Consider the following 15929-nt stretch of genomic DNA (forward strand, 5'->3'; position numbering starts at 1 on the left):
CGCGCGGACCCCAGTCATCAACCTGGCCGCACAACGTCTGTTTATCGCACGCTGATGTCTCACAGCCGATCCTGCCTAATTGCATATCCGGCCCCGCAACGCCATTGGCCGACCGTTCACAGCTCTCTTCAACCGAAATTCATGGACTATTTTCAATCCCCTGGACAAGTTTTCTCATATTTCTGCTTCGGCTGATCAACAAATCGAGGCGAACCGCGCCTTGATGGCCGCTGCTCGGCGTTCGCCTCGATCTGGGGAGGCTGCCCTTTCCGACATCCGGCCATTTTGGCTTTCGCGCAACAGTATGATGGCCTTAACCAGGCGCCGACGACATTTCGGCTGGACATGACTTAGTTCTGCCGCACTCTCGCTGTCCGGGAGGTGTCGCGCGGGTAGATGGGCCTTTTGGCCGGAGTGGAAATTTCAGACGTGCCTGTGAAGAAGATCGTTACTGTTTGTCTCGCTTTGCTCGTCGCCGGCTGCGCCGGCCCGCAAACGCAGGAATTGCTTGGCAGCGCCATCGTCGCCGCGCCGGTGACAGATATCGCCGGCAACCACTCGATCTTCATCGCCACGACGCGCAAGAAATCCGACGATCCCAACAAGGTTTTCGACGGCGAGCGCTCGGCCACTCTGAACTATGCCCGCGTCAACGTCACCGTTCCGGGGCTCCACACGACCGGCCAGATCGAACGGCGCTCGCGGGGCAAGTCGGATGATCCGGCCAAATATTTCATGGCTTCCGAGGTTGTCGGCTACGACACGCAGCCGAAATTCTCCAGCGCGCTGAACGCCGACATCGCGGCGCGCGGCGGCCGCGTCATGGTCTTCGTGCACGGCTACAACACCGGTTTCGACGACGCGGTCTACCGCCTGACCCAGATCGTCCATGATTCCGGCTATCCCGGCACACCAATGCTGTTTTCCTGGGCATCGGGCGCCAAGACCACCGACTATGTCTATGACAAGGAAAGTGCCAGCGCCGCACGCGACCAGCTCGAAGTGACATTGCGCATGCTGCAGCAGTCCGGCGCGCGTCGCATCGACATTGTCGCGCATTCGATGGGAACCTGGGTGACCATGGAAACGCTGCGCCAGATGGCCATCAGCGGCGACCGTGACCTCGGCGGCAAGCTCGGCGACGTGGTGCTGGCGTCGCCCGACATCGATGTCGACGTGTTCAAGAGCCAGATGCGCCGCTACGGCAAGCCCGACAAGCCGTTCATCCTGCTGTTGTCCGACGACGACCGCGCGCTGAGGCTTTCCGGCCTGATCGCCGGTTCGCGGCCGCGTGTCGGCGATTACAAGGATGCCGCCGATCTTGCCTCCTATGGCGTGACGGTGGTCGATCTCTCCGAGGTCAAAGGCAGCGACAGCTTCAACCATACGAAATTCGCCGACAATCCGGTCCTGGTGAAGATGATCGGCCAGCGGCTGCGCGAGGACGACGGCTTTGCCAGCGACCGGGACGTGACCGACCGCATCAGCCTGCTCGGGCAGTAGATGCAGCGCCGCGGATTTCGCCGTGCCTGTTCACCATTCAAGAGGTATCGGCCCACTTTGAACTGGACCGCGCCGGTCTCTGGCTCTATCGGAATAGCGGTGACGTCATGACGTCCCCCTTTGCGGGAGCCGGCCCTTGAGCTTGCGCTTGAACAGTATCGTCCTCGCGTTGGCGCTCGCCATTGCCGGCTGCGCCGGCCAGAACACGCACGATCTGCTCAACAAGACGACGGTCTCGGTACCAGCTTCCGACATCGCGGCCACGCACGAAATTTTCGTCGCCACCACCCGCCAGCAGGCGACCAAGGATCCGCGGCAGGTCTTTAACGGCGATCGCTCGTTGAGCACCAGCTACGCCCGCGTCGACGTCACCGTGCCGAAGGTCCACCAGGTCGGCGCCATCGAGCGGGCCAAGGGCTCGGCCAACTCGAACCCGGCCAAGCATTTCACCGCCACCAATGTCGTCCACTATGGCGATGCCCCGCAATTCGCCAAGGCGGTCGGCGCCGACATCGCGATGCGCGGCGACCGCGCGCTGGTGTTCGTGCACGGCTTCAATAACGGCTTCGACGACGGTGTCTACCGGCTGACGCAGATCGCCCATGATACGAAATATCCAGGCACGCCGGTGCTGTTCTCCTGGGCGTCCAGCGCCAGGACGACGGGCTATATCTACGACAAGGACAGCGCCAACGCCGCCCGTGACGATCTCGAGGCAACGCTCAGAATGCTCGCCAAGACGCGGGTCAAGAGTATCGACATCATCGCCCATTCGATGGGAACCTGGCTGACCATGGAGGCGCTTCGCCAGCTCGCCATCACCGGCGACCGCGATCTCGGCGGCAAGCTCGGCTATGTCGTCCTGGCTTCGCCCGACATCGATGTCGACGTGTTCAAAAAGCAGATGATACGTTACGGCAAGCCGGACAAGCCGTTTGCCGTGCTGCTGTCCGGCGATGACCGGGCGCTCAAATTGTCTTCGTTTATCTCCGGCGACAAGCCGCGTGTCGGCGACTATGGCAATGCGGCCGATCTCGCCAGCTATGGCGTCTCCGTGGTCGACCTGACCAAGGCCAAGGGCGGCGACGGTGGCCTCAACCACGCGAAATTCGCCGACAATCCGATCCTGGTGCAGTTGCTCGGCAACCGGCTGCGTACCCCTGCCGGCCTGGCCTCGGATGAACCCAATCCGGCACAGCTCAACAATCTCGGCCAGGGCCTCGGCAAGGCCGTCGGATCGGTCGCCGAGGTCGTCATCACCACGCCGTTCAAGGTGCTGACCATCGTCACCGGCGGGTGAGCTAGTCGCCGGCGACGGCTCTGGTCTAGACGAACAGGTCGACCTTCTGGAACGTCGTCACGTCGATCAGCCCGACGTCGGAAATCCTCAGCTCCGGAATAACCACCAGCGCCAGCAGCGAGTGCTGCATGTAGGCGTTGTTCAGGGAACACCCCATCTTGCGCATGGCTTCGGTCAGTTTCTCGGCCTTGGCGGCGACGATCTCGGCGCGCTCGTCCGACATCAGGCCGGCGATCGGCATTTCGACCAGCGCCAGTTCCTTGCCCTTTGAGAACAGCACGACGCCGCCGCCGACCTCGCCCAGCCGGTTGACCGCCAGCGCCATGTCCTGCTTGTTGGTGCCGACGCAGATGATGTGGTGGGCGTCATGCGCCACGCTCGAGGCCATGGCGCAATCGCCCATATAGCCGAAGCCGGAGACGAAAGCGTTGGTGACGCCGCCCGTGCCCCTGTGGCGCTCGACCAGCGCGATCTGGCAGACGTCGTTGCGGCGGTCCATCGCGACCAACCCGTCCTCGACCGGCAGATCGGCCTCCAGCGCCCGCGTCGGCGCCTGGTTCTCGATGACGCCGATGACGCGCACCCGCACCTCGTTGGCGCCCTTGGGAGCCGTGATGTCGAAATCGCCAGCCCTGAGTTTCTTGCCCAACTTGACGGTGTTCTTCGCCGTCTTCGGATAGTCATAGGCGGGAATGTCGATGTCGAGCTTGCCGCCCTTGGCCAGCCGGACGCCGCGCGCATACACCTCATCGATGGTCATCGCGGCGAGGTCGGAGACAATCAGCAGGTCGGCCAGCCGTCCCGGCGTGATCGACCCGATTTCGCGTTCCAGCCTGAAATGCTGGGCGGTGTTGATCGTCGCCATCTGGATCGCCGTCACCGGCTTCAGCCCCTGTTGGATGGCGTGGCGCACCACCCGGTCCATGTGGCCTTCATGCACCAGCGTGCCGGAATGGGTGTCGTCGGTGCACAGGATGAAGTTGCGCGGATCGATGCCGCCTTCGGTCACCGCCTTGATCTGCGAAGCCACGTCGTACCAGGCCGAACCCAGCCGCAGCATCGCCTTCATGCCCTGGCGGACACGGGCGATGGCGTCCTCGGCGCGCGTGCCTTCGTGATCGTCCTCGGGTCCGCCGGCGACATAGCCGTGGAACGGCAGGCCAAGGTCGCGCGAGGCGTAGTGGCCACCGACCGTCTTGCCTGCACGAACCGTCGCGGCGATCTCGCCAGACATGACAGGATCGTTGGCGGCGACGCCAGGGAAATTCATCACTTCGCCGAGCCCGATGATGTTTTCCCAGGTCATGGCCTCGGCAACATCGGCGACCGTCAGTTCGGCGCCGGCGTGTTCCAGCCCAGGCGCCGACGGCACGCAGGACGGCATCTGCACATGCACGTTGATGGGCATCGCCACCGCCTCGTCATGCATCAGCCGCACACCCGGCAGGCCCAATACATTGGCGATCTCATGCGGATCGATGAACATCGACGTGGTGCCATGCGGGATGACGGCGCGGCAGAACTCGGTCACCGTCACCATGCCGCTCTCGACATGCATGTGTGCGTCACAGAGGCCTGGCACCAGATAGCGCCCGCCGGCGTCGACCACCTTGGTGCCCTGACCGATGGCGTGGCTGGCATTCGGCCCGCAATAGGCAAAGCGGCCGCCGGCAATGGCGATGTCGGTGCCGGCGATGATCTCGCCGGAGTGAACGTTTACCCAGCGGCCGTTGCGGATGACGAGATCGGCGGGCTTGCGGCCCATGGCGACGTCGACCAGATGCGTTGCCATCTCGATCCAGGGTTTTGGTTTCGTCGCATGCGCCGCCGGCTTCTTTGCCATGAAGGGACTCCTGTTTGCGCGACTGTGCCAAGCCTGCCTGGTTTTGACCAGCACCAAACAGCGGACAGGTCTGCCCGGCCCTCACAAAGGCTGTTCAGCCTTGACCTCGACCGTGACTTTCGCGCCTCCCGCCGAAATCCGTTCCGCGAGGCGCTGCAGTTCGCCCGGGGCGAAGGTGCCGCTGAGCATCACCTCGCCGCCGAGGATGGGCTCGACCAGACGCGGCGACGCCACCACGGCACCGTCGACGCTGAGATCGATCACCTTGCCGACATTCGCCGTGGTGAAGTCGGCGAACGCCTTTGCGCTGTCCGGGGTCATCTTGAGGTTGAGCGCCCTCTGTCCGGGCGCCTGATCGGATACGACCGCGGCCTTGGCGATCGCGAGCGTCAATGGCTTGGCCATGGCGAGACCGCAGGCGAACAGTGTGATGGCTATTCCAGCGATGAGACGAGCCAGGCCGTTCATCAGGATTTTTCCCCGCAAGACGACCATTTTGCACGCTGACATCGCCCAGGCAATGCCAGCAGTCCTCGGCTCCAGCCGACGCTTCTGCGAGCAGCACATGGCTGCAACCAGAAACAGGATTCCGTATGGTCGCAAATCGGTCTACGTTGGCCGTCAAGATTTTTTCCGACTCTTCGTATGGGGAGTTCGAATGTATCGCCTTGTCGTCGCAAGTGCCGGTCTCCTCGCCGTCCTGTCGATGCCGGCTTTCGCAGCCGACCCGACGGTCGACGTGCCGATGACCGCGCCCGGCTTCGACTGGACCGGATATTACGCCGGCCTGCAGGCGGGCTATGGCTGGGGCCAGTCCGACATCTCAGGAACGGAAGGTGGGCCGTTTTCCGTGTCGCCTGATATAAACGGCGGTTTCGTCGGCGGGCATATCGCCGGGCTGTGGCAGTTCGACCAGGCGGTGATCGGCGCCGAGGCCGACCTCAACTATTCCTCGGTCAACGGCACGGGCGAAGCGGAACCCGGAAACAATTTCGGCACCGACATCAAATGGTTCGGATCGGTCAACGCCAAGGCCGGATATGCGATGGATCGTGTGCTGGTCTACGGCACAGGCGGCGTTGCCTTTGCCGGGATCGAAACCTCGCAATCGGCGGGCTCCGCTTTCTCCGAGACACGCACGAATGTCGGCTGGACCCTGGGCGCCGGCGTCGACTATGCGCTGACCGACAAGTTCGTCGTCGGCGCCCAGTATCGCTATTACGATTTCGGCTCCGAGCACTATGACGGGTCCAGCGATTTCGTCGGCCGCGACCAGGATACCAAGCTCAACACCGTCGGCATCAATCTCAGCTACAAGTTCTGAGCCTCGCCGACATCGATCGCCCAGCGACAGGCATGACCTAGTCAGCAATGTTGATGAGAGGGGTGGCCGGCGCCCCCAGTGGGCGGGGGAATGGGTTGGGCCTGGTAGACGCCGGCCTCGGCGGATCAAGTCCGCCGTGCAAACACCCTATCCCCTGAGCACGCCGCGCTAAATTCCGCGATCACACCAGTATCGCCCCGCCCCCTCCTCTGGGGTGCGTGTTCAGGCAGCTCAAGAACACGACTTGACGGCCTGTGTCTGGCATCTGAAAAGGGCTGGCCTGCGGACGTGGCGGAATTGGTAGACGCAAGGGACTTAAAATCCCTCGATCTCTGATCGTACGGGTTCGATTCCCGTCGTCCGCACCAGATTGAAATCAAAGCAGAGTTTGGCTGACTGGCATGGGCGGCTACCCCATGAAAAGGTTTGGCAGGATGGCCGCAAGGCAACCGTATCGAGAACGGCCATCCCATTCGATTTTTAGCAAAAGTGAAACAAAGGATGCATTTCCGCGTTGAAGTTCTTGAAAACGAGGGAGGTTTGAGCATGGATCCGGCAACTGCGGCAGTGATGGTTTTGCTCCAGTGCAGCCCGGTTGAGGGTTCTGTCTGCAAACCTGTCGATATGCAGCCGACCATGTATGCGTCGCTCGACTTATGCATGGCTTCGCTTAGGGATAGGCTGGCAAGCGCTCCGAACGGCGAAACCGTTGGTCGGTGTCGCCTCGTTGATGCGACCGTCACAGACGGCTTGCCGGTCGGCTATACAAGGGTTTTTGTGACGCACGGACGCGGCGCCGACGCCGTCACCAGCAGCTACGTCGTACAGCACCAGCCCTAGCCGCCTCGCTGCCCCAAAGTGGCGTTCTTGCCTGTTTGCTAAATGCGCGTAGTGGCATGCTCTTGACCGCCCGAAGGCAGCACCGGCGACCGCTGATCGGCGCTTCGCTCGTGGTCCGGCCCAGAGCCCATTTCAATGATTCCGACCAGCGCGCGAACAAACTCAACCATGTCGTTCGCCGTGATGGCTGCCTGGTCGGGATCTTGCCCAATGTGCTCGGCGGCCGCGCAACAGGACAGGCGGATGCGATCGTAGTGAGAATCCCTTTCATCCTCCGGCAACATCGCCAATTTCATGGCTCGGCGATGAATCAGCCGGAGCAATTGTTCGAGAGCAGTTCCGACACTCATGCGTTTTGCTCCGCATTGGTCAAGCGTTCCGGCGCTCCAGGGCGCGTGTCGGAACGTCGATGGGAGATATTTCCATCCCTGTGCCAAGGTTGCATTATAGCCATTAATATATTGTTTATTGCTAATATACGAGTCCTTGAAGCGTCTTGGGCTCCATGAGATCGTCGGATCGCAGGCGGCATGTCTTTTGTTGCCGACGACGTCGCTACAGTCGCATCAGCCGGCAATTCCATCACCATTATGCCCGCGATAGTGCGGTAAGGAGCCGAAGCAGCGGTTCTCACGCCGCCTTTCGGGCGAGCCAACAGGCCTGCGCATTCGCAATGCTATTTCGGAAGGGGCAATGACGATAACGATAGATACAAACGCCAGCTGGCGCGACATCGCGCGCGTTAGCGAAGGCGAATCCCTGGCGCTTAGCCAGGCAGCGTGGGAGAGGATCGCCTTTGCGCACCAGATCGTAGCGGCCATCGTCGAAAAAGGCATCCGCGCCTATGGCGTCAATACCGGGGTCGGCGCCTTGGCAAGCAAGGTCGTGGCGCCTGCCCTGCAAAAGAAACTGTCGCGCAATATCATTCGCAGTCACGCCTGCGGCGTTGGTGACCTCGTGCCGAGACGCGGCGTGCGCGCCATCATTGCCGCTCAAGTGGCGAATTTCGCGCATGGCCGTTCGGGCGTGAGCCCAGCGATTGTCCGTAATTTGCTCACCTTCATCGAGCGCGACTGCGTCCCCGACGTGCCGTCCCGGGGATCGGCCGGGTATTTGACACACAACGCGCATGTAGCACTGGTCTTGATCGGCGAAGGCAGCGCAAGCGTGGCAGGCCGTTCGATGAACGGGCTCGAGGCCCTGGCTGAAATGGGCCTGGAACCCTTGGAGCTTGGCGCCAAGGAAGGCTTGAGCCTCGTCAACGGCACGGCGTGCGCGACCGGCCTGACAAGCATCGCCGTGCTGCGCGCGGAGCGTTTGTTGAGATGGGCTGACGCGGCGGCCGCTTTGACGCTTGAAGCGGCAGGCGTGCAAATGCCGGCTTTTGGCGAACAAATCCTGGCGATGAGGCCCTCACCCGGCATTCAGGACGTGGGCAGATCGCTGCGTGGCTGGCTCCGCGGCAGCGAACTTGTCGCTCTGGCCCATGGCAGTCGCACGCAGGACGCACTCAGTCTTCGCGCCGTACCGCATGTTCATGGCGCCGCCCGGGAAGTGCTGGACCGGTCCGCCGAGCTGGTCGACCGCGAACTGGCTGCCGTCACCGACAATCCCGCGGTATTCGGGTCCTTGAACGATCCGCAGGTTGTTTCAGAGGCGCATGCGGTGGCGCCCGCCCTCGGGCAAGCCGCCGACGGCCTGACCATCGCTTTGGCCCAGGTCGCCGGAATGAGCGAGCGCCGCATCGATCGTCTGGTCAATCCGCTTGTCAACAATTTGCCGGCCTTCCTTGCCGATGAGGATGGAGCCAATTCCGGCTTCATGATCGCCCAATACACGGCCACGTCGCTCAGCAACGTCAATCGGCGTCTGGCCGCCCCGGCGGCGACCGACGGCGGCGTCACATCCGGCCTGCAAGAGGATTTCCTGGCCCATCCAACCGTCGCGGCCAACAAGCTGCTGGCGGTGATCGACAACGCCGAATACATCCTGGCGATCGAACTCATGGCAGCCGCGCAGGCACATGATTTTCTTGCCGAGCGCGGTGCACGTGCGCCTGGCACCGACACCATCTACCAAAGGGTCCGGGAAAAAATCGCGCACTATTCCGACGATCGGCCTCTGTCCCGGGATATGGAAACCTTGCGCAACTTCATCCGTGAAATGGACGTGCCGGCCTGTCCGCAGCCCACTGTGTGAGGCTTGCTCGCTGCGCCTCGCGGTCTCAAGCCTTCATCGGGTACAATTTCAAATGCTGGATCAGGATAATCGTCTTGGCATCGACGATGCGACCGTCGGCGATGCCGGCCAGCGCTTCGTCGAGCGGCATTTCCAGAACCTCGATGTCCTCGCCCTCCTCCGGCGCGCCGCCGCCGGCCGAAATGCGGTCGGCGGGGGAATAGCGCGCAATAAAGAACCACAACCGCTCGGTGACGCTGCCCGGGCTCATATACGGCGAAAACAGCCGCTCAATATCCTTCAACCGGTAGCCGAGCTCTTCCTCCGCTTCCTTGCGGATGGCGGTTTCCGGATCGTTTTCGTCGAGCAGCCCGGCACAGGCCTCGATCAGCGGTTCGCGGTGGCCGGTGACGTAGGCAGGATAGCGGAACTGGCGCACCAAAAGCACCGTCGAACGCTGGGGGTCGTAAGGCAAAATCACCGCGCCATCGCCGCGATCATAGGTCTGGCGGATTTGCGTCTCCCACTGCCCGTCGCGCCGGCGATAGTCGAGCACGGTCTTTTTCAGCACCGCCCAGTCGTCGGAAAGAACCTCTTCCGAACGGATACGAATACGATCTTCCATTGGATACCTCGGTATTTTGCCACCGGGCGCAGGCGTAGCCGCGAACCGACGCCGGCGCAATTGGGGCAGCGATTGGTCCAGCAGGCGTTTCACCCTCTCGTGTGTGGTATGCAGGATATCCGTCGCCTAGATAACGCGTTCCCTCTCCCCGGAGCCCTCTTCATGACTGCATCGCTTTTCCAGCCGATCACCCTCGACGGCCTCGCGGCCGGGCTGGGGAGGAGATCATGTCATTCAGGGCATTCTTGCCGGCTGCGATGCTTGTGACTGTCGCAGGGTTTTGGCTCGTCGCTTCGACGCCGAGCGTCGCGCAATATTGCGAGGGGACGGTACACGGCCTGTCGGGCCGCTACAATCTGGCGACCGGCAGTGGCTTTCTCGCCGTGCGGACGCGGCCTAACTCGTCATCGCGCATGATCGGCCAGCTGTTCAATGGCGATCACGTCGAGATTTTCGACCGCCGCGGCAACTGGTATCAGGTCGAAATCGGCGGCTCGACCGGCTGGGCGAATGCACGCTGGCTGCGCAACGATTGCGGCTACTGACGCCGATGCATGTCACCCAAAAGCGCGTCGCAAAACGCGACGCGACTTTTGGGCGCAGGTTCCGGGCCACTTTTGCAACCAAATTGGCTGCTTTGCGTTGCGGCCATGATGGACAACAAACCTTTTGAAACGCCGGTTGTGGTCGAACTCGGCCATGTCGGCAAATATCGCCATATCCGCAGCACCCAGGAAGCAGCGGAGTGTCTGATGACAGTCTGGCCGCTCAATCGCGGCCCGCGTCATCGTGATGCCCTCGACACTTGCCTCAAAGTGCTGGAAGGTTATCGTTCGACAGCGGAAGCGCGACGGGCATTGATCGAGGCCGCCAGGGAATCGGAAGTGCTGGTGCCCGACGACAAGCTATCCGACGACCGGCTGCATTGAGCAGGCGGACCTTTCAACCGGAGGTTTTTATGGCGAAGCTGACTTACAAGATCGTCGAGCATGACGGCGGCTGGGCCTACAAGGTCGGCACGACCTTCTCGGAGACATTTCCCACCCATCAGGATGCATTGCGCGCCGCCGAGATCGCCTCGGCCGAGCAGCAGGTGGCAGGCGCGACGGACGGCATCCAGTATGAGGATGCCGACGGCAAATGGCACGAGGAACTGGCCGATGGCCGCGACCGGCCGCAGACAGAAGTGTCCGAGTAGACTTTCCGAAGAAGAGAACTTGCCAGCAGACTGAGGCAGGGCGCCGGCCGAGGACGTCATGAGAGACGGCGTCCCACGGTCGACGGCTGCCCGGCGGCTGAACTATTTGCCGCAATACTGGTCGTTCACGTTGCCCTGGGCATTCGCATCAGGCCCCGCTGTGCTATAGGCACACGGGCCGGCCGGGCCTGAATTGCCAAGACTGTCCAGCCCAGAGCGGTCGCCATTGATGCTTCCGGTCGTGTTCTGGTCGACGCCTGAGGACTCTTCGTTGCCAAACGGCCACCAGTTGTGACGGTTGGAATATGTGCTGTCGGATGATTGCGCCATCGCCGATGTGGCGAGACCGATCGTCAGAACCGACGCCGCAAGAAATTTCCTGTACATTGCATTACTCCGTGTCTTGGTCGCCTTGGGTGCGACACGGGATAAACCCGGCAGTCAGCCGGCTGGTTCATTGAAATTGTCGTGAGGCTGCGGTGATGGGAACGCACGGGCGGCAATCCGCTCGATGAAGCCAATCACTCGCTTCGGCTCGACGAATTGCGGCATATGGCCGACGCCGTCGACGGGTTCGAAATCGAGCCCTGCGATCTTACCTTGCATCGGCTCGCCATGGATGCGGATGTCGATGACGCGGTCGGCGGTTCCGAAGAGGATGCCGGCAGGCATGACAATCTCGCTATAGCGCTGTTCGATGCGGCCGAGATCCTGATCGGCGGCCACGACATCGGCCGATGTCGCCTGGAAGTGGACTGGCCGCAGCCCGAGCCAGCCGCCGCCGTCGACCATGTAGTCCACGGGAAAGACCTGCGGCGCGAAGATGAATTCCATTGTCGGCCGCGCGTAGCGCAGGCTCAGGGGTATCGCCACGGTATAGGCCATGATCCAACGCTGCAGGCGTGAGGGGATATAGAGCAGGTCAAATCTCTGCCGCGCCCTGGTTTCCAGATGCGTCAGCGGCGCCAGCAAGGCGATGCCTGAAATTGCCTCGGGATGTTCCACGGCCAGGGTCAATGTGAGGGCACCACCCAGCGAATGGCCTACCACCAGTGGCCTTTCCAGCTCCAATTTTTCGATGAAGCGGCGCACCAGCGCCGCCTGTTCCGGCAAGCGGCCAGTGGCACCGTTCGCACGCGTCGAATAGCCCGATCCCGGGCGATCGAGCGCGATCAGCCGATAACCCGTGCCGAAATGTCCGAACAGCGTGTGCCGGAAGTGGTGGAGTTGCGCACCAAGCCCATGCAGGAAGACGATCGGCCGCCCCTCGCCCTCATCGACATAGTGGATGTTGTTGCCGTCGATCTCGACGAATTTTCCCACCGGCGGCACCAATCTTTGCGCCTTCGCCGCGATCCACAGCGTCGCCAGCACCAGGCAGGCGATCCCCAGGACCGCCAGCAGGAACAGCAGGGCCAACAGCCATGACAGGATCGATATCGGCATTGTTCACCCGAGCCAGAACCCTTTTGAGCTTACCCGCATCCGGTCTTGCTGCAACCTCGCATCGAAACGGACGCGTCCAGGCATGGATTGTTCAGCAGCTAGGCGGCATTGCCGACAGCCACGCGCCGCGCTATCTCAGGCGACCCGTCCTGCCGGAGCCCTCCATGACCGAAATCGTTACCGCCGCCATGCTTGTCATTGGCGATGAGATTCTCTCCGGCCGCACCAAGGACAAGAACATCGGCCACCTCGCCGACATCATGACGGCCGTCGGCATCGACCTGAAAGAAGTGCGCATCGTTCCCGACGAAGAGGACGAGATCGTCGCCGCCGTGAATGCCGTGCGCGCACGCTACACCTATGTGTTCACCACCGGCGGCATCGGCCCGACCCATGACGACATAACAGCCGATTCGATTGCCAAGGCGTTCGGCGTGCCCTGCGAATACGACGCCAAGGCCTATGCGCTGCTGGAGGCAAGCTATGCGGCGCGCGGCATCGAATACACCGAGGCCCGCAAGCGCATGGCGCGGATGCCACGCGGCGCTGACCTTATAGACAATCCGGTGTCCGTGGCGCCCGGCTTTCGCATCGGCAACGTCCACGTCATGGCCGGCGTGCCCTCGATCTTCCAGGCCATGCTCGACAATGTCGTGCCGACGTTGAAGACGGGCACGAAGATGCTGTCGGCGGCGGTGCACTGCCCGTTCGGCGAAGGTCTTGTCGGCGGGCCGCTGGGTGAGATCCAGAAAGTGCATCCGGACACGATCATCGGCTCCTATCCAAAGTATGGCGACGGCAAGTTCTGGACCGAGCTGGTCGTTCGCGCCCGCAGCCAGGAAGCGCTTGACGCCGCGCGCGCCGATGTCGAGGCAATGGTGGCTGGTTTCGCCGCCAAGGCGGGCTGAGCCGGTTCAGGCCGGAACAAAGCATGGCGCGCCGGCGTTGCTTTCACGCGAGTTCAAACACTCGCCAGATTGAGGGATCACCATGCGCTTCAAGACCATCGTCGCCATTCTGCAGAACGAGCAGGACGCCGAGCGCGTGCTCGACTGCGCCATTCCGCTAGCCAACCGCTTCCAGAGCCACCTGATCGGTATCCATGCCGAGGCGCTTCCGGTGCCTTACACGTCGGCGACCGGCTTTCCCGATACCGAGTTCCTGCAGGTCTCTGCCGACATGAACCGGGAGCGGGCCGACAAGCTGCAGGCTGTCTTTCTCCGGCGCATCGAGGATTCCGGCCTCTCTTTCGAGTGGCGCAGCCTGGAGAGTTTCTCCGGCGACAGCGCGCTGACCGGCATTTCAAGTGTGCGCGCCGCCGATATTATCATTGCCGCCCAGCGCGAAACCGGCGGCGACCCGAGCGCCGATGTCGACACGCTGGTCTATGACGCCGGCCGGCCGGTGCTGGTGGTGCCGAGCGCAGGCCCGTTGGTCACCACGTTCAAACGTGTGCTGCTTGCCTGGAACGGCAGCAAGGAGGCCGCCCGCGCCGCCTTCGACGCCCTGCCCTTCATCATCGAGGCCGAGAAGACCGACATATTGGTCATCGATCCGCCCGATACGTTCGACGAAAGCCCGGAAGCCGCCGGCGCCGAAATCGCGTCGGCGCTGTCGCGCCACGGCGCCACCGTCAGCGTCTCCGTGCAGAAATCGGGCGGCACCTCGGTCGACGACATGATCCAGAACCGGGTCGAAGAGAGCGGCGCCGATCTCCTGGTGCTCGGCGCCTACAGCCACTCCTGGCTGCGCCAGCTGCTGTTCGGCGGCGTGACGCGCACGGTGCTGCGCACGGCACAGGTGGCGGCTTTCCTGTCGCGATAAGTCCACAGCCATCGCTGCCGGCCGCCCTTGCCAAGGCCAAGGTTTTCCAGTTAATTCCGCGCGCATTCCCCTGTTTTTGTGCACGCGGTCCTCGCGTGCTGCGGAGTGCGCGAAAGATGTCCCTTCCCGAAAAAGCCTTCCCGGTCTCCTGGGACCAGTTCCATCGCGACGCCCGTGCGCTTTCCTGGCGGCTTTCCGGCGCCAACAAGGGTCAATGGAAGGCGATCGTCTGCATCACGCGTGGCGGGCTGGTTCCGGCGGCGATCATTGCGCGCGAACTCGGCATCCGCATCATCGAGACGGTTTGCGTTGCCTCCTACCACGACTACACCAGCCAGGGGCAGTTGCAGGTGCTGAAGGAGATTACGCCCGCGCTGCTCGCCGACGACGGTTCCGGCGTGCTGATCATCGACGACCTGACCGACACCGGCAAAACAGCCGGCATCGTGCGCGCGATGATGCCCAAGGCGCATTTCGCCACCGTCTATGCCAAGCCTAAAGGCCGGCCGTTGGTCGACACTTTCGTCACCGAGGTCAGCCAGGACACCTGGATTTATTTTCCCTGGGACATGGGCTTCACCTATCAGAAGCCGATCGCCGACGATCACGCCGGTTGATTCGCAACACGCTGCTTTTTTCAATTAAGCCGTCGCCGACGACAATATTTGCTTCCACGGACGGGTCCACGGGGCAAGATATCCTGTGAAATCGACGTTTGCTGGCGGGAATCGGCCAGCCTGACCAAAGTTTTTACTTTTATTGGTCACAATTGACCGTAAAATTCCTGAGGCGGCAAATGATTCTGGAGGCTGGGGCTAGCTTCTCCGATGTTGACGAGGCCAACGACGCATAACCATCTGGCTGAAAGGGTCCGGCGACTCTTCGGCAACTCGCCATGTCGTCTGCAGGTTGCCGCCCTGCCCTGGCGCGATACCGGCAACGGCGTCGAGATCATGCTGATCACCAGCCGTGATACTGGTCGCTGGGTGTTGCCGAAGGGCTGGCCGGAGGCCAGGGAGCCGCTGTGCGAGGCGGCGGCCCGCGAGGCTGGCGAGGAAGCCGGATTGCGCGGAAGCATCTCGCATCTTGAAGCCGGCCGTTACTTCTACGCCAAGGTGCTGGCCTCCGGCGAAGAAGTGCCTTGCGAGGTGCTGGTGTTTCCGCTGCATGTCGACAAGATCGCCGACCGCTGGAAGGAAAAGCACTCGCGCGCCCGCAAATGGGTCAATTCCAGCGAAGCTGTGCGCATGGTCAATGAACCCGACCTTTGCCAGATCATCGCCTATTTCTGCGCCGACCCGCACAGATTTTCCTAGGTGACCTCCGCTTTCTCCAGGGCAAATTCACAACCCTGTGATGTGTCGAGCATGAATGGTTTGCTAATCCTTCGTCGCTAAGAATCGACCAATCTGGCGTTTGATCGATGGCGAATCCTGTAGACCCACTTCAGCAACATACCTGCGAGCCCGAGCGCGAGCACCGCCCACGCGTGCTCAAGGGTGGAAGCGTCATCACCGGGATTCAAAACTCGGAAATCGCCGTTATGCTGCGCAACCAGCATGCGGGCGGCGCCGAATTGAAAATACCGCTCGAGGCGCGAGTGCCCGATCGTTTCCTGCTTTATGTGCCGCTCGACGGCGTCGCCTATCGCTGCGAGGTCCGCTGGCGCCGCAACGACCGTGTCGGCGTGCAATTCACCGGCACCGAGCCGAAGCCGAAGCTGCATTACGGCTGATATCCGGCATATCGGCCCGTCAGGTTTCGCGGCCGACCAGATTTTGCCCCCCGGCGGAGGCCTCCTGGTGGTCAAAGACCGCAGATCCGCCGCTCGAAACGGCAATCGCGGCG

General features: G+C 62.3%; 19 protein-coding genes and 1 tRNA gene. 14 read left to right on the forward strand and 6 right to left on the reverse strand.

Annotated elements, in window-relative coordinates:
- Positions 1–396: 396 nt before the first annotated feature.
- Positions 397–1503 carry an alpha/beta hydrolase gene (locus tag ACWGS8_RS15135; protein ID WP_454581668.1) on the forward strand — a complete coding sequence of 369 codons (1107 nt, stop codon included), beginning with the start codon at positions 397–399 and terminating at the stop codon, positions 1501–1503.
- A gap of 142 nt (positions 1504–1645) precedes the next feature.
- Positions 1646–2803, forward strand: coding sequence for an alpha/beta hydrolase (locus tag ACWGS8_RS15140; protein WP_454581766.1), 1158 nt, complete (start codon positions 1646–1648; stop codon positions 2801–2803).
- Between the two features lie 25 nt (positions 2804–2828).
- Here the strand turns inward: ACWGS8_RS15140 and ade are convergent, their stop codons facing one another.
- Positions 2829–4646 (reverse strand): adenine deaminase, encoded by a 1818-nt coding sequence (ade, locus tag ACWGS8_RS15145; RefSeq protein ID WP_454581669.1) that lies wholly within the window; start codon positions 4644–4646, stop codon positions 2829–2831.
- A gap of 81 nt (positions 4647–4727) precedes the next feature.
- Positions 4728–5114 carry a SecDF P1 head subdomain-containing protein gene (locus ACWGS8_RS15150; protein ID WP_454581670.1) on the reverse strand — a complete coding sequence of 129 codons (387 nt, stop codon included), beginning with the start codon at positions 5112–5114 and terminating at the stop codon, positions 4728–4730.
- Positions 5115–5304: 190 nt separating this feature from the next.
- Here ACWGS8_RS15150 and ACWGS8_RS15155 point away from each other — a divergent pair, with 190 nt between their 5' ends.
- The 3 genes from ACWGS8_RS15155 to ACWGS8_RS15165 all read left to right on the forward strand — a co-directional run bounded on the left by ACWGS8_RS15155 (position 5305) and on the right by ACWGS8_RS15165 (position 6810).
- Positions 5305–5970 carry an outer membrane protein gene (locus ACWGS8_RS15155; protein WP_454581671.1) on the forward strand — a complete coding sequence of 222 codons (666 nt, stop codon included), beginning with the start codon at positions 5305–5307 and terminating at the stop codon, positions 5968–5970.
- A gap of 282 nt (positions 5971–6252) precedes the next feature.
- Positions 6253–6338: transfer RNA gene (locus ACWGS8_RS15160), tRNA-Leu, on the forward strand.
- Positions 6339–6396: 58 nt separating this feature from the next.
- The gene (locus ACWGS8_RS15165) at positions 6397–6810 is read left to right on the forward strand and encodes a hypothetical protein (RefSeq protein WP_454581672.1); all 414 of its coding nucleotides are present in this window, start codon (positions 6397–6399) and stop codon (positions 6808–6810) included.
- Between the two features lie 38 nt (positions 6811–6848).
- On the opposite strand, the gene ACWGS8_RS15170 is transcribed toward ACWGS8_RS15165, so the two are convergent.
- The gene (locus ACWGS8_RS15170; protein WP_454581673.1) at positions 6849–7160 is read right to left on the reverse strand and encodes a hypothetical protein; all 312 of its coding nucleotides are present in this window, start codon (positions 7158–7160) and stop codon (positions 6849–6851) included.
- Between the two features lie 343 nt (positions 7161–7503).
- Here ACWGS8_RS15170 and ACWGS8_RS15175 point away from each other — a divergent pair, with 343 nt between their 5' ends.
- Positions 7504–9009 carry an HAL/PAL/TAL family ammonia-lyase gene (locus ACWGS8_RS15175; protein WP_454581674.1) on the forward strand — a complete coding sequence of 502 codons (1506 nt, stop codon included), beginning with the start codon at positions 7504–7506 and terminating at the stop codon, positions 9007–9009.
- Between the two features lie 25 nt (positions 9010–9034).
- Here the strand turns inward: ACWGS8_RS15175 and ACWGS8_RS15180 are convergent, their stop codons facing one another.
- On the reverse strand, positions 9035–9613 hold the full coding sequence (locus ACWGS8_RS15180; RefSeq protein WP_454581675.1) for an NUDIX domain-containing protein: 579 nt from the start codon (positions 9611–9613) through the stop codon (positions 9035–9037).
- 227 nt (positions 9614–9840) lie between these two features.
- Between ACWGS8_RS15180 and ACWGS8_RS15185 the strand changes: the two genes are divergently transcribed.
- The 3 genes from ACWGS8_RS15185 (at position 9841) to ACWGS8_RS15195 (ending at position 10811) form a co-directional block, all read left to right on the forward strand.
- Positions 9841–10158, forward strand: a complete 318-nt coding sequence (locus ACWGS8_RS15185) for an SH3 domain-containing protein (RefSeq protein WP_454581676.1) — start codon at positions 9841–9843, stop codon at positions 10156–10158.
- A 105-nt stretch (positions 10159–10263) separates the two neighbouring features.
- Positions 10264–10542: a DUF982 domain-containing protein gene (locus ACWGS8_RS15190; protein ID WP_010909164.1), complete on the forward strand. Its 279-nt coding sequence runs from the start codon at positions 10264–10266 to the stop codon at positions 10540–10542.
- Positions 10543–10571: 29 nt separating this feature from the next.
- On the forward strand, positions 10572–10811 hold the full coding sequence (locus ACWGS8_RS15195; RefSeq protein WP_454581677.1) for a DUF2188 domain-containing protein: 240 nt from the start codon (positions 10572–10574) through the stop codon (positions 10809–10811).
- A 102-nt stretch (positions 10812–10913) separates the two neighbouring features.
- Here the strand turns inward: ACWGS8_RS15195 and ACWGS8_RS15200 are convergent, their stop codons facing one another.
- The gene (locus ACWGS8_RS15200; RefSeq protein ID WP_454581678.1) at positions 10914–11198 is read right to left on the reverse strand and encodes a hypothetical protein; all 285 of its coding nucleotides are present in this window, start codon (positions 11196–11198) and stop codon (positions 10914–10916) included.
- Positions 11199–11252: 54 nt separating this feature from the next.
- Positions 11253–12257 carry an alpha/beta fold hydrolase gene (locus tag ACWGS8_RS15205; RefSeq protein ID WP_454581679.1) on the reverse strand — a complete coding sequence of 335 codons (1005 nt, stop codon included), beginning with the start codon at positions 12255–12257 and terminating at the stop codon, positions 11253–11255.
- A gap of 164 nt (positions 12258–12421) precedes the next feature.
- Between ACWGS8_RS15205 and ACWGS8_RS15210 the strand changes: the two genes are divergently transcribed.
- The 5 genes from ACWGS8_RS15210 to ACWGS8_RS15230 all read left to right on the forward strand — a co-directional run bounded on the left by ACWGS8_RS15210 (position 12422) and on the right by ACWGS8_RS15230 (position 15816).
- A complete protein-coding gene (locus ACWGS8_RS15210) occupies positions 12422–13165 on the forward strand; it encodes a competence/damage-inducible protein A (protein ID WP_454581680.1) in 744 nt (247 codons plus the stop codon).
- Positions 13166–13247: 82 nt separating this feature from the next.
- Positions 13248–14081, forward strand: a complete 834-nt coding sequence (locus ACWGS8_RS15215; protein WP_454581681.1) for a universal stress protein — start codon at positions 13248–13250, stop codon at positions 14079–14081.
- A gap of 116 nt (positions 14082–14197) precedes the next feature.
- Positions 14198–14698 carry a xanthine phosphoribosyltransferase gene (gpt, locus tag ACWGS8_RS15220; RefSeq protein WP_454581682.1) on the forward strand — a complete coding sequence of 167 codons (501 nt, stop codon included), beginning with the start codon at positions 14198–14200 and terminating at the stop codon, positions 14696–14698.
- A gap of 210 nt (positions 14699–14908) precedes the next feature.
- The gene (locus ACWGS8_RS15225; protein ID WP_454581683.1) at positions 14909–15397 is read left to right on the forward strand and encodes an NUDIX hydrolase; all 489 of its coding nucleotides are present in this window, start codon (positions 14909–14911) and stop codon (positions 15395–15397) included.
- A gap of 107 nt (positions 15398–15504) precedes the next feature.
- Entirely contained in the window at positions 15505–15816 is a 312-nt protein-coding gene (locus ACWGS8_RS15230; RefSeq protein ID WP_454581684.1) for a PilZ domain-containing protein, read from the forward strand.
- The last annotated feature ends 113 nt before the right edge of the window (positions 15817–15929 follow it).

The organism is Mesorhizobium sp. 43Arga (assembly GCF_053714255.1).

Excerpts from the sequence above, each read along its gene's own strand:
- ACWGS8_RS15150 (WP_454581670.1), bottom strand. The coding sequence starts at position 5,114 with ATGAACGGCCTGGCTCGTCTCATCGCTGGAATAGCCATCACACTGTTC.
- ACWGS8_RS15170 (WP_454581673.1), bottom strand. The coding sequence starts at position 7,160 with ATGAGTGTCGGAACTGCTCTCGAACAATTGCTCCGGCTGATTCATCGC.
- ACWGS8_RS15185 (WP_454581676.1), top strand. The coding sequence starts at position 9,841 with ATGTCATTCAGGGCATTCTTGCCGGCTGCGATGCTTGTGACTGTCGCA.
- gpt (WP_454581682.1), top strand. The coding sequence starts at position 14,198 with ATGTCCCTTCCCGAAAAAGCCTTCCCGGTCTCCTGGGACCAGTTCCAT.
- ACWGS8_RS15195 (WP_454581677.1), top strand. The coding sequence starts at position 10,572 with ATGGCGAAGCTGACTTACAAGATCGTCGAGCATGACGGCGGCTGGGCC.
- ACWGS8_RS15215 (WP_454581681.1), top strand. The coding sequence starts at position 13,248 with ATGCGCTTCAAGACCATCGTCGCCATTCTGCAGAACGAGCAGGACGCC.
- ACWGS8_RS15200 (WP_454581678.1), bottom strand. The coding sequence starts at position 11,198 with ATGTACAGGAAATTTCTTGCGGCGTCGGTTCTGACGATCGGTCTCGCC.
- ACWGS8_RS15180 (WP_454581675.1), bottom strand. The coding sequence starts at position 9,613 with ATGGAAGATCGTATTCGTATCCGTTCGGAAGAGGTTCTTTCCGACGAC.
- ACWGS8_RS15155 (WP_454581671.1), top strand. The coding sequence starts at position 5,305 with ATGTATCGCCTTGTCGTCGCAAGTGCCGGTCTCCTCGCCGTCCTGTCG.
- ade (WP_454581669.1), bottom strand. The coding sequence starts at position 4,646 with ATGGCAAAGAAGCCGGCGGCGCATGCGACGAAACCAAAACCCTGGATC.
- ACWGS8_RS15135 (WP_454581668.1), top strand. The coding sequence starts at position 397 with ATGGGCCTTTTGGCCGGAGTGGAAATTTCAGACGTGCCTGTGAAGAAG.
- ACWGS8_RS15175 (WP_454581674.1), top strand. The coding sequence starts at position 7,504 with ATGACGATAACGATAGATACAAACGCCAGCTGGCGCGACATCGCGCGC.
- ACWGS8_RS15230 (WP_454581684.1), top strand. The coding sequence starts at position 15,505 with ATGGCGAATCCTGTAGACCCACTTCAGCAACATACCTGCGAGCCCGAG.
- ACWGS8_RS15190 (WP_010909164.1), top strand. The coding sequence starts at position 10,264 with ATGATGGACAACAAACCTTTTGAAACGCCGGTTGTGGTCGAACTCGGC.
- ACWGS8_RS15210 (WP_454581680.1), top strand. The coding sequence starts at position 12,422 with ATGACCGAAATCGTTACCGCCGCCATGCTTGTCATTGGCGATGAGATT.
- ACWGS8_RS15225 (WP_454581683.1), top strand. The coding sequence starts at position 14,909 with ATGTTGACGAGGCCAACGACGCATAACCATCTGGCTGAAAGGGTCCGG.
- ACWGS8_RS15205 (WP_454581679.1), bottom strand. The coding sequence starts at position 12,257 with ATGCCGATATCGATCCTGTCATGGCTGTTGGCCCTGCTGTTCCTGCTG.